Source organism: Clostridium sp. AM28-20LB, assembly GCF_003480665.1.
Lineage (GTDB): Bacteria > Bacillota > Clostridia > Lachnospirales > Lachnospiraceae > Otoolea > Otoolea fessa.
The window spans coordinates 1-12,602 of sequence record NZ_QUJN01000011.1 but is presented as its reverse complement, the minus strand read 5'-3'; the positions used below and the strand labels follow the sequence as shown (position 1 = coordinate 12,602).

Sequence of the window (12,602 nt, the reverse complement as noted above, 5' to 3'; positions counted from 1 at the left end):
AATCTTCTTATGCTTTACTGGTTCCCGCATTCTGCGATTGTTTCAACACTTCCACCTCAGCCAGAAGCCGCTCTTTCTCATTCCAAGCCGGATTCTCCAGCACCTTTTCAAAGAGAAGATGCAGCGTTTTTCCAAGCGCCGGTCCCGGCTGGATGCCTGCCTGAATCAGGTCTTTTCCGGTTACCGCCAGAGTTTTAAGACGGATACAGTCACCGCGCTCCCGGATCTGCCTTGCAAGTGAGCGAACCATTTCCACCGCATCCATGCGCTCCGGCATCAGAACTTCCTGAAGGAGAAGCAGCCAGTCAAAGACCGTATCTTCCATCGCACTCATCGCGTGGCGGATAGCGCTTTCCTCCGGTTCCATCTGCATGAATGCAAAACGGCTCAGAATCTTCGCCTTATCGATCGTGTCGTTGTCCATCTTGAGTTCTCTCAGAACCCGGACACAAGTTCCCTCGCCCGCCGGGGCAAGAAAATACGACCAGCGCAAGGCTTTTTCTGCTGGCAGATGTGCCACAGCAGCAGAAATTTCCCCCGCCATGTCTGTCTCACATTCATGTTTCACGAACATGTGCCCCTGCCGCGCTGCCGTTTCCGTTTTGATCGCATCCTTGTCAGCAGCTGGCACATCATTCGAACATACTTTCTCTTCCAACCTCTGCTTTGCACAGCTTTTCCGCTTTTTCCACGCCGCAAATACCTCCGGAAATGTCTTTGAAATGTACGGTGCCAGTCCTGCCGCCTCCGTTTTCCAGATAAATTCCGGTCGGTCGGACAGGAGTGTTTTTGTCAACTCCACCTGCACCCGTTCCTTGCTCACATGGACAAGGGAGGGCGCCAGCTCACAGAGCGCCTGCCAGGTCTTTTTCTCTATCGAAAATCCCAGCTGGGCCGAAAAGCGGACGGCACGCAGGATCCGGAGCGCATCTTCCGTAAACCGTTCTCCCGCATCCCCGACGCAGCGGATCCGGCGCGCTGCCAGATCCTCCGCCCCGCCGAAAATATCGACAATTCCCGTTTCGTGGCTGTATGCCATCGCATTGATCGTGAAATCACGCCGTCTCAAGTCCTCACGCAGTTCGGCAGTAAATACGACTTCCTTCGGGTGGCGTCCATCCTCATATTCACCGTCAATCCGGTAGGTGGTTATTTCATATCCGATATGATCACGCATGACCGTGACCGTACCGTGCTGAAGCCCGGTGTCGATCGTGTGACCGAACACCTGCTTCACCTCCTCCGGGTGCGCCGAGGTCGTGATATCCCAGTCACCGGGAATCCGTCCCAGGATCGCATCGCGGACACAGCCGCCGACTGCAAATGCCTCGTAACCATGTTCTCGCAGCTTTCCCAGGATTTCCTCGACCTGGACCGGCATTTCTATCCGTTTTGGAATCATATTAATATGCCTTACCCCAATAAACCATCTTCGTTGCCGGCTTGCCGCAGCATACGCAGGTGTCAGCCAGATGTTCCTGATTGAACGGGATGCAGCGGGAGGTTACGCCGACTACTTCTTTCAGTTTATCCTCGCACTCCTGATTGCCGCACCACATTGCCTTGATGAAGCCTGGCTTATTTTCTGCGATCTCCTTCATCTCATCCAGTGTTGTCGCTACATAAGTATGGGAATCTCTGTGTGCTTTTGCACGCTCAAACATATCGTGGTGAATCGTCTCCAGAAGCTCGCCAACCTTTGCTGCGATCTCATCCAGAGATACCGTAATCTTCTCATGCGTATCACGGCGAACCAGAACTGCCTGATTTTCAGCAATATCTCTCGGTCCGATCTCGACACGTACCGGAATACCGCGCATCTCGGACTCGCTGAACTTCCATCCCGGAGATTTGTCGGAATCATCCACTTTGACACGGAAGTTGGACAGAACCTCTTTTACCTCAAATGCCTTGTCCAGAACACCCTCTTTTGCCTGCTGAATCGGAACGATCATAACCTGGGTCGGAGCTACCTTCGGCGGCAGAACCAGACCATTATTGTCACCATGAACCATGATGATCGCGCCTACCATACGGGTTGTCATACCCCAGGAAGTCTGATGAACATATTTTAATTTATTATCCTTATCCAGATACTGGATGTTAAATGCCTTTGCAAATCCATCGCCGAAGTTGTGGCTGGTGCCGGACTGCAGTGCCTTGCCATCGTGCATCAGGGACTCAATCGTGTAGGTTGCCTCTGCACCGGCAAATTTCTCCTTGTCGGTCTTGCGTCCGCGGATAACCGGAATTGCCAGGAAGTCCTCGCACAGATCCGCGTATACATTTAACATCATCTCGGTACGCTCCTGTGCTTCCTCAGCGGTTGCATGAGCGGTATGACCTTCCTGCCATAAGAACTCTCTGGAACGCAGGAACGGACGGGTGGTCTTTTCCCAACGTACAACCGAAGCCCACTGGTTGTAGTTTCTCGGCAGATCGCGGTAAGAATGTACGTCATGTGCATAAAAATCGCAGAACAGAGTCTCGGAAGTCGGACGTACACACATTCTCTCCTGTAACGGCTCTAAACCGCCCTGTGTTACCCACGCTACTTCCGGTGCGAAACCTTCTACGTGATCTTTCTCTTTTTCCAGAAGACTTTCCGGAATAAACATAGGCAGATATACGTTCTCTACGCCGGTTGCCTTAAAGCGCTTGTCCAGTTCATTGCGGATATTCTCCCAGATCGCATATCCGGCCGGTTTGATAATCATGCAGCCCTTTACACTAGAGTAATCAGAAAGCTCTGCTTTCTTTACGATGTCCGTATACCACTGGGCGAAATCTTCATCCATCGATGTGATGGCTTCTACCATTTTCTTTTCCTTTGCCATGTCGTTTCTCCTTGTTAAAAACATTTTATTGAAATCCGGCTTGCCGGATTTTGGCGCCGAGGCGCGACTGCCATCACAGCCATATTTCCTTGCGCCGAGTGTACATTGTTGTTTTTTATTTCGTAGAAATAAAAAAGCCATCCGATCCCTGCTGATCGCTGCGATCAAAGGGACCGAATGGCTTAACTTCGGCGGTACCACCCTGCTTAACCAGAATTTCGTTCCGATTCTGGCTCACTTAACTTCCGTTAACGCCGGAAATACGTTGCATTTTCATGCACAGCTCCAGGGCCGGTTCAACTTTCAGGGACACAAAAGCCTCGCACCATACGGCTTTCTCTCTGGACGTGTGTCAAAGTTTACTGATTCCTCTCTTCGCCTGTTTTGTTTCTTATTGTTTGATGTTCTAAAATCAAACGCCGGATTTCTTCCACGGCATCCACAAACTCAGCCGCGCAAATCCTGACAGTATTATGATTTTACGCCAATCGGTCGGGTTTGTCAAGGCTGGAACTCGCCCTTGTACAAGTCTTGACGATGCCTCGCATTTTTTACTCGGTCGTCACTGACTCGGTTGCGTCCGAACAAAAAATAATGTTTTTATCCCTATCTTACGAATCCTATTTTAATAAAATGTCCTCCCGGTACATCTCCGCCAGTGACCGCAGAATCTTCGCCGTCATCCCCCAGATGATTCCTTCCTCGCGGCGGTAGAAGTAGACATCGTAATGTCCGCGCCGCCAGCGGTAATCGCGTCCGCCCGGAACATCTTCAAACGGAAATGTCTCTTCCGGCACGGTCACAAGTTCTGTTTCATATCGCTCCGGTTCATGTTCCGCGAACCAGCGGAGCGGGACAGAAAAGGTATGATCGACCTCCGCCTCGGAATATGACCAGCGGTAGCCCTGCAGCGCACCTAAAAATGGAGAAATCTCCATCGCCCCGGGCGCTTCCAGCACATCCAACGGCGCGATAACGCGAATCTGGCGGCGACTGATTAAGAGTTCTTCCATCGCCTCACGGATCGCCGCCTGCTTCGGTGTCTCGTCCCGCTCAACGGCACCGCCCGGAAAACAGATTTCTCCCGGCTGAGTTTTTAAGCTTCCCGCGCGCACCTCAAACACCACGTGGTACTCCCCGCCTTTCTGAATCAAAGGTACCAGCACCGCCGCCCGACGGATCTTCTCCTTCTCCAGCCTTCCGGCTCTCCGGCTGCCCCAGACTCGGCTCATCTGCGCCAGCTCGCCGCCCTGTGTCTGTTCCAGGAATGATGCAACACATTGGTTAAATGCGTCCGGGTTCTCTGCTGCAATAAAATGGGTGCCCTCTAAAAGCCGAATCCTTGCGTTTGGCAGAGAACGTGCGATTTGGCGCGTGTGGCATTCGCGGATCATGTCGTCGCTCCCTGCTACCACAAGGACGGGCATTTTCAGGCGGTGGAGAAGTTCAGGGCGGATCCAGGGTTCATACAACATTAAGGATAGAAGCTCTTTTTTGTGTATATTTGCCTTCCGATCATTTTCCTTATTTTCAGGAATTTTTTCTTTCTGACAGCTTCTTCTCTGTTGTTTATTCAGTCCTTCCTGTCCATTCTGTTTTTCGTTTTCTTTTGAAAATTGCTTTTCTGTCCGCATTTTTCCTGCTGCCATCTGCATTTTTCCCCGTATCTGCCCGATGCCGCTTTTCTGCAGCCAGAGCTTCCCCACAACTCCCACATACTCCCGCGCCACATCCGCCAGCACGGACGGCTTCATGCCAAACGGGTTTAAGTTCGCTCCATTTAAAATCAGCCGATCGACATATCCCGGATATTTCAGTGCAAAAATCAGCGCAATATTGCCGCCGTCGCTGAACCCCAGCAAAATGATCCGCCTAAGTCCCCGGCGGTCAAGAAATCCTTTCAAATCATCAGCAAACCGTTCCAAGGTAAATGTCCCACGACCACGCGGAGATCTGCCATGTCCACGGATGTCCACCGCAATCACGAGATATTTTGATTCAAAAAAGGATAGCTGGTTCACAAAATAGGAGCTGTCCTCTCCATTTCCGTGAAGCAGCACCATCGGCTGTCCGGAGCCTGACTCTTTTGTATATAAATTCACGTTTGTTCCTCCATATTAAATGATATGCATATTTATTTCAGCTTAACATCCAGCTATCTTCCAGCAACTCTTTCTCTGCTGTTTTTCCAAAACTTTTATGCGTTTTTAATTCCTTATCTATTATATATGATCCTTTTGTCTCGCGGCAATTCTAAAAAATCCTTTCATCTCCTTAAATTTCCACATTCAAAAGCAATTTCAGATCGTCCATCCACCAATACTCCACTTTTTTCCTCTTTTCTCCTCTAAAAGCGCCTACTTAATGAGCATCCGCTCCTTCGTCCGCTTCCCCATACTCCTCCACAAAATCCTTAATAATCAACAGCCCAATCGGACCCAGCAGAAATCCAAACAGACCGAACAGCTGCAAGCCCACATAGATCGCCGCCAGCGTTTCAAGCGGCGACAGCCCCATTTTCTTCCCCATCAGGTGTGCCTCCGTGAACTCACGCAGAAAATAACAGAGCAGATACAGACCGAAGAGAATCAGCGCGTGTCCCCACTCCCGCTTAAACAGGAGAAAAAGACTCCACGGCACCAGCGCCGTCCCTGCGCCGAAGATCGGCAGGGCATCCAGAACCCCGATTCCGATTCCGCCCAGAATATAATATGGATTTCCAATCAACAAAAGCCCCACCATCGAAAATGCCGAAGTCATCAGGAAAATGACCGACTGGGTTTTCAGCCATGCGCTTCCTGTCACCGCAAGGCGCCTGCCGAGCAGGAAAAATTCGCGGTGAAACATCGAATCAAACCGCCTCCGGCGCAGTTCGTCCATCTCCTGTAAACTCAAAATCGAGGCAATGAAAAATAAAACAACCACAATAACCGCGCGCACAATCCCCGCCGCAGCAGGAACTGATTTCTGAAGGAGCTGCGGCAGCAGGATCTCCTTGACCTGTCCACTGCTCTGCAAGCCTGTTCCGCGAAAGAGCTGCCCGATTTTACCGGCAGGCAGATGAAGGACTCGCTCGATCGACTGTTCAAATTGCTGTCCAAGCAGTGACAATTCCTCCATCCGTCCTGGAAGCTCTTCTAAAAAGTGTTCCAGCTCCTCCGTGAAACGCCGTCCCCCTGCTGCCAGCAGAGCGACCAGAAAAATGCTCAGCAAAATCAGCTCCACGCCCCCGATCATACCGATGGGAACGCCGATCATGCGCCCGCGGAAGGAGATTCGCAGCCGTTTTTCGAGAAATGCTGCCGATGGCTGGAGAAGCAGCGCCATCAGATACGCTGCCAGAAATGGGAATATAAGCGGCAGCAGGTAACGAAAACTCAAATACACGCCCGCCGTGACTGCTGCTGTGAGAAATGCTTTTTTCTGTTTTCTGCTGAGTGCCATCTGTCTGCTCCACCTTCCCGATTTTTTCTTTATGCCATACCCCGTTATGGTTCTATGATTTCTACAACCATCCATTCAAACAAACGTCTTTTCCTTAAATCTACACGCCCTTTTTTCCGGATGTATGGCAACGAAAAACCACAGGAAACCGATGTCAGCTCTCGCTTCTCCCGGCTCCTGCGGTCTCTTTTGTAAGCCCTCTTTAGTCGCTCCGGGGCTTACCCATGGACTTTGCCCATTTATGATTCGTACTTCCTTTGTACACACTCTAGTATGGGCAGGCTGGATAAAAATATACACGTCTTACCTTCTATTCACCCTTGATCTTTTATTTTCTTGACTTATAGAAAAGTTCGCTCACAGAACAAATTGCGGTTTGGTGGAAAACTCCATTCTTTTTCCCGTCACCGGGTGAAGGAACGATAAACGGACCGCGCACAGCGCCAGCGGTTCCCGACGGGCACGTCCCACGGAAGCAGCCGCTGGTGCGCCATACTTGGTATCTCCCATGAGCGGTGTCCCATGCGCGGCAAACTGTACGCGTATCTGATGGTGGCGTCCTGTGTGAAGATGGATTTCCACCAGTGAACGCACGGTACCGTCTTCCTGTTCTTTTTTTTCTAATATCTGATATTCCAGCTCTGCCCGTTTCGCACCGGCGACCGACTTATCCACAATCCGGCTGGTGTTCGTTTTCCCGTCTTTCAACAGATAATCCACGTACTTACCCACATTATCCACAGGTTTTCCACATACGAGCGCCTGATAGATTTTCTCCAGTTTTCCCTCCTGTACCTGACGGCTTAAGTGCGCTGCCGCTTTCAGGTTCTTGGCATATACCATCACACCGCGCACCGGCTTGTCCAGTCGGTGGATAACTCCAACATACGGATCCACCGGGGCTGTGGACGCTTTTGGGGATAATCCTGTGGATAACTTTTTCGTCTCCTGCACCTTCCGGTGGAGATAATTTTTTATCTCGCTGACCATATCCGGCTCCAGGCGTCTCGATGTCTGCGACTCAACTCCGGCTGGTTTGACCACAACTAAAATATCTTTATCTTCGTATAATATATCTAACATAACCGATTTCCTCTCTACTTCATCCATGGATTCCCGAGCATTTTAACTTTTCAAATCATCTATGAGCCTTTTTTCTCTTCTACCTTTAAAATTTTCATATGCAAACCATTGCATATATTTATTGCCAGCTCACACGAAACGTGAAAACCTTTCGTTACTGTTCATACATTATATTATAACATATCCCATCCCCCTCTTGCATATTTTTCAGAAAAGATGTATAGTATATAAAAACATTCTATGTAGTTTTAAATACTACATATCACATTCACAATTACTTTATTGATATTACGGCAAAGGAGGTTATCCTATGATTTCTAGTCAAAAACATACATCTGACACAACGGAACTCGTTGAAACAAAGCATCATAAATTCCACGTAAAGGATCCCGGAAGCGCGCTGACGCATTTTATCGCGATGATCGGCGCGGTGATCGCGGCAGTTCCGCTGCTTCACAAAGCGGCCGGAGAAGCAGATTCGCGCCATCTTGCGGCGTTGGCTGTGTTTATCGTCAGCATGATTCTGCTCTATGCCGCCAGCACGACCTACCACACCTTTAATATTTCCGAGCACGTTAATAAAATCCTGCGTAAGATCGACCACATGATGATTTTCATCCTGATTGCCGGAACTTACACACCGGTTTGCCTGATCGTCCTTGGAAATAACGCCGGTTACCGGCTTCTGGCGCTCGTCTGGGGTATCGCGATTGCCGGGATTCTCGTCAACGCGCTCTGGATCAACTGCCCGAAGTGGTTCTCCTCGCTAGTTTACATCGCGATGGGCTGGATCTGCGTGCTGGCGTTCCGTCAAATCGTACTGGCACTTCCGAAAAGCGCATTTCTCTGGCTGCTGACCGGCGGACTCATCTATACGGCTGGAGGCATTATCTACGCATTAAAACTGCCGATTTTCAATGCAACGCATAAAAATTTCGGTTCGCATGAGATTTTCCATCTGTTTGTCATGGGCGGAAGCCTGTGCCATTATGTGATGATGTACGCATTTGTAGCATAAGGGTGAAATACCCATTTCGTCTGACAGGCATTATGCCTCATACGTACACGAAATGCATACATTCAATTTTTTATGTCACATTCATTCTCCTTTCAAAAAAGGAACCGTCCTGATGCCAGCTGATAGACTGACCCAGGCGGTTCCTTTTCAATTCATTAAAAGCGTTTAAAAATTTTCTACGAAACTATTTTCTATGTTTTTACGTGCTTCCTCATGCTGCTCCTTTATCAAAGTCTCTTTTGATTTCCTTGTAATAAAGCACGATTCCTGTGACACCGACCAGCACTTCCGAGATCGGAAATGCAAACCAGGTAAAGCGCAGGTCAATCAGCGACAGCAGCCAGAAAATCGGAATCAGGCAGCAGATCTGGCGCATCACGGACAAAAAGAGGCTGATCTTTCCATTTCCGATCGCCTGGAAGAAGACCGGGGTCATCAGTGAAAATACCGCCGGAATAAAACTTGCCCCGATGATAGGGAATGCATTTTTTCCGATCGCGATGACCTCACTGCTCTTTGAAAAAAACCGGAGCAGCTGCACCGGAAAGAAAACGAAGCAGATCACACCGACCAGCATAAACACACAGGAAAATCCATAGCTGTCCCGCATAATTTCCCGGCATCTCGCATAGCTCTTGGTTGCATAGTTAAAGCTGAGCACCGGAACGATACACGTCTGCAAGCCCATCAGCGGGATAAAGAAAAACGTCTGCATTTTATAATAAAGCCCCAGCACCGTCACTGCCGAATCTGAAAATCCGGCAAGGATCGCATTTAAGATCACGATATAAACTGTAAATAATGCCTGCATAATAATCGACGCGTAGCCAAACCAGTAGATCTGCTTGATATAGAGCGGCATTTTTGTGCGCTCTGGAAATCTGCCAACCCCGCCAAACGATGTGATGACCGCAGCTGCCACCTGTCCGCAGACAGTCGCATAGGCAGCACCCGCGACTCCCAGCTCCGGCACCGGACCGAGTCCGAAAATCAGGATCGGGTCAAGCACGATATTCGTCAGCGCCCCCACGGTCTGGGCGACCATCGGACGGTGCATATTGCCCCGCGACTGATGGACCTTCGTCCAGTTTCCTTCCAGAAATGCCCCGATGCTGCCGATACAGACGATCTGTCCGTAGATAACAGCACTCTCGATCGCTTCCGGGGTATTCGCACTTGTCAGGACATACGGACGCATACAGAAGATCGAGAAAATGGCAAATATAAACCAGGTTCCAAGCGCCAGAAGCGTGCCTGTTCCCGCTGTTTCTTCCGCCTGTCCCGGCATTTTCTGTGCATACAGGCGCGCCATGTAGGTATTCACGCCCACACCGGTTCCCACCGCCAGCGCAATGATGATGAGCTGCAACGGATAAATGACCGAAAGCGCCGTCAGCGCCGGTTCGGAATATTTTCCCACAAAAAAACTGTCTACAATGTTATACATCGCCTGAATCAGCTGCGCCAGCATAACCGGAGGTGCGATTTGCAGCAATATCTTCGGAATTTTCTCCGTCCGGAAAAATTCTGTATCCGTTCCCGCCTTACTCTTCATCGTCCGTCTCCTCCAGTGCCTCTTCCAGAATCTGGTCATACTCCATAAACAGTTCCGTCATTCTGCGGATCTTGTCCTCTCCCAGACGTTTCGCCGCCCGTTCTTCCATCCGGCTTAACGAATATAATAATTTTTCCGAATACCGTTCGCCCTCCGGCGTCAAAACAAGCGCCTTTTCCTTCCCGGTGCTCTTTTCCGGATCCGCTACAAGAATCCCGTCTTTTTTCATCTCTGAAATCACATGGTTCACCGTCTGCCGCGGAAGCAGATATGAATCACAGATCTGCTTTTGCGTACAGAATCCGAATTCGCGGATGGTGTAAAGCACCAGCATCCGGTTATAGCTCACATTGTTATTCTTTGCCCACATCGAGTATACACCACGGCAGCGGATGATCGCCTGGTTGACCTGATCGTAAAGTTTTTGTATTTTATATTCCATAACCTTCCCCATTCAATCCCATTTGGGACTAAAAGAAGTATACGACGGGATTTTGAAATTGTCAATCTTTATATATTCTTCATTCTTGATATGCAGAGATGACGTAACTGTTCACAGGTAGGCATTTTCTGAACTGAAAATTCCGTATGACACAGTTCTGATTCTCATAAAAAAGACTATATTGTAAAACGAAAAAACACCGCCGGAAAAGCTCTATAGAATAAGCCTTCCTGCGGTGTTTTTCCAAATATCACTGTCAAAGACGGGATTATATTTAATATTACCCAAAAGTACAAGATCCGTCTGATTTTTCTGTTATATAAACTGGAAGTTGTTTATTATTTTACAAAGGTTGCATCATCTCAAGAATGATTCCATCCGGGTCTCTGAAATAAAACGCTCTGCTTTCCCCAAACCCATCTGCCCTGAAATCGAAATACTGCGGTTCAGACAAGCACTCCACATGATTTTCAATAAGGGTTTTGTAGACAGAATCAATATCATCCGTGTAAAAGCATACTTCTGAGATAGATGTCGTAAACAAGTCTGATTGTTCCTTATGGATTTTGCTGTCTACAAACTGAATCAATTCAATCGGTGGTGCTTCAAGAGCCTTCGAACCATTCAAATATGCAACCCTTGCTTTACAATTTTCCTTGCGAAACATTTTATCTGTCTCTTCGCCCTCCATAAAGATTTCGCCCTGAAATTCAAGCCCAAGAATGTCTCTGTAGAAAGCAATGGAGCGATCTATATCAGAAACGGTTAATCCTACGTGATAAATTCTTCCAACCATATTTTTTCCTCTCCAATAATTTCTATATTTCATCAAACCGGAAGTTGTCTAAACCTCTGCAACAACCCTACAAGGCAATCCGGTCATGTCAGCATAGTTCATAGGATAGGTATTGATAAGGCAAGTCCCTCCTGATTCAATAACTTTTTGCAGATTACACAGGTTTTCAATGATAAAAACGCCTTGATCCGCACAATACTGATCCTTTGGTGTATGTTCTTTTCCACGTCGTACACCTGCACAATCTACTCCAATGATAGATACTCCTTTGTCAAGCAGAGCATCTATCAATTTGTCTGAAAGCTGTGGGTGCCCTGTAAAATATTCTTTTCCACCATAGCCTTCTTTTTCAATAAATCCGGTATAAAATGCCACGAACATATTCTGTTCTACTTTACTAATATCGATATCATCAATATCTATATCCCTGTCACCAACATCAGAAACATCAAAGACTATCGCCCTTCTCTTTGTATATTCTAAAGGGAACTCTTTGTTCATAACATCAAAATGTGTTCCAAGATGACCTACCAGTGCTTTCTTTTCATTTCCCTGTGCATCCGTTACCATTTTGGGTGTGATTTTTAAAGTAATATCAATTAACATTCGTTATGTCCTCCTATTTCTGCTATTTTATCTTCCAGATAATTATTAAAATCCATCATAAACTGCTGTATTTCATCCAGTTCTTTTTTGCTGTACTTTTGTAAAAATGCGTTATCACGTTCCAGCCACAGATTATGCCTTTTCTCATGTTCTTCGTATAGCTGCTGTCCTTTATCAGTCAGTTTAAAGAAAATCTTCTGATTATTTCCTTCTGCCATATAAGACTCAATCATTCCATTCTGCATAAGTCTTCTTGTGATCTTGCTGATTGCTCCTCTGGTCATATGCATAGCCTGTGAAATTCCTGTGACATTTGGAAACTCCATATCTCCTATTGCAGCAATCGTATATATTTCTGAATAATTATAGCCATGAAGCTCTTCTGATTCCGTCAGTTTCGATAGGACTTCCTGCTTTTCCATGTACTTTGCAAACAAACCTAATAATTCTGAATTCATTTTATTCTCCTTTCTTGTTTCTCTGGAAACAAATGTATTATACCGCTCACTTGTTTCCATGTCAACAAGTCAATAAGAATATATAGGCAAAAAGCTGCTGCCAACTTATAAAATGGCAACAGCTTTAAAAATTCCAATTTTTCCACTTAATAACTAAAGCGCCGTTCCTTTCTTCGGCACAAAGAAACGACTCATATCGGTATGTTCCAGCATAAGCAGCGCCACCTTCTTCTCAATTCCGCCCGCATACCCAATCAGGCTTCCACTCGTTCCCACCACACGGTGACATGGAATGATGATGGAGATCTCATTATGCCCCACTGCACCGCCTACCGCCTGCGCGGACATATGGGACGCATTCTG

At 47.7% G+C, this 12,602-nt stretch carries 12 protein-coding genes and 1 other annotated feature; of the genes, 1 reads left to right on the top strand and 11 read right to left on the bottom strand.

Annotated elements, in window-relative coordinates:
- Positions 1-7: 7 nt before the first annotated feature.
- The 5 genes from DW739_RS14230 to DW739_RS14205 form a co-directional block, all read right to left on the bottom strand.
- Entirely contained in the window at positions 8-1,402 is a 1,395-nt protein-coding gene (locus tag DW739_RS14230; RefSeq protein ID WP_118743251.1) for a polynucleotide adenylyltransferase, read from the bottom strand.
- Between the two features lies 1 nt (position 1,403).
- Positions 1,404-2,837, bottom strand: coding sequence for a proline--tRNA ligase (gene proS, locus DW739_RS14225; protein WP_022359111.1), 1,434 nt, complete (start codon positions 2,835-2,837; stop codon positions 1,404-1,406).
- 165 nt (positions 2,838-3,002) lie between these two features.
- Positions 3,003-3,222: a binding site (T-box leader), on the bottom strand.
- Positions 3,223-3,457: 235 nt separating this feature from the next.
- On the bottom strand, positions 3,458-4,939 hold the full coding sequence (locus DW739_RS14220) for an alpha/beta fold hydrolase (RefSeq protein WP_118743250.1): 1,482 nt from the start codon (positions 4,937-4,939) through the stop codon (positions 3,458-3,460).
- Between the two features lie 259 nt (positions 4,940-5,198).
- Positions 5,199-6,281, bottom strand: a complete 1,083-nt coding sequence (locus tag DW739_RS14215; protein ID WP_118653096.1) for an AI-2E family transporter — start codon at positions 6,279-6,281, stop codon at positions 5,199-5,201.
- A gap of 357 nt (positions 6,282-6,638) precedes the next feature.
- Positions 6,639-7,364, bottom strand: a complete 726-nt coding sequence (locus tag DW739_RS14205) for an RluA family pseudouridine synthase (RefSeq protein WP_118469495.1) — start codon at positions 7,362-7,364, stop codon at positions 6,639-6,641.
- 310 nt (positions 7,365-7,674) lie between these two features.
- Here DW739_RS14205 and DW739_RS14200 point away from each other — a divergent pair, with 310 nt between their 5' ends.
- Positions 7,675-8,382 (top strand): hemolysin III family protein, encoded by a 708-nt coding sequence (locus DW739_RS14200; protein ID WP_118523063.1) that lies wholly within the window; start codon positions 7,675-7,677, stop codon positions 8,380-8,382.
- Between the two features lie 211 nt (positions 8,383-8,593).
- Here the strand turns inward: DW739_RS14200 and DW739_RS14195 are convergent, their stop codons facing one another.
- The 6 genes from DW739_RS14195 to DW739_RS14170 form a co-directional block, all read right to left on the bottom strand.
- The gene (locus DW739_RS14195; RefSeq protein ID WP_118743248.1) at positions 8,594-9,937 is read right to left on the bottom strand and encodes an MATE family efflux transporter; all 1,344 of its coding nucleotides are present in this window, start codon (positions 9,935-9,937) and stop codon (positions 8,594-8,596) included.
- Complete coding sequence (locus DW739_RS14190) at positions 9,927-10,379, bottom strand: MarR family winged helix-turn-helix transcriptional regulator (RefSeq protein ID WP_118524143.1); 453 nt, start codon at positions 10,377-10,379, stop codon at positions 9,927-9,929. The genes DW739_RS14195 and DW739_RS14190 overlap by 11 nt, the downstream gene beginning before the upstream one ends.
- Positions 10,380-10,722: 343 nt before the next feature.
- Positions 10,723-11,175: a VOC family protein gene (locus DW739_RS14185; RefSeq protein WP_118469498.1), complete on the bottom strand. Its 453-nt coding sequence runs from the start codon at positions 11,173-11,175 to the stop codon at positions 10,723-10,725.
- Between the two features lie 48 nt (positions 11,176-11,223).
- On the bottom strand, positions 11,224-11,781 hold the full coding sequence (locus tag DW739_RS14180) for a cyclase family protein (protein ID WP_118469499.1): 558 nt from the start codon (positions 11,779-11,781) through the stop codon (positions 11,224-11,226).
- Positions 11,775-12,239, bottom strand: coding sequence for a MarR family transcriptional regulator (locus tag DW739_RS14175; protein ID WP_118743247.1), 465 nt, complete (start codon positions 12,237-12,239; stop codon positions 11,775-11,777). The genes DW739_RS14180 and DW739_RS14175 overlap by 7 nt, the downstream gene beginning before the upstream one ends.
- Positions 12,240-12,392: 153 nt before the next feature.
- The coding region (locus tag DW739_RS14170) for an MGMT family protein (RefSeq protein ID WP_147355663.1) at positions 12,393-12,602 on the bottom strand (210 nt) is incomplete at its 5' end.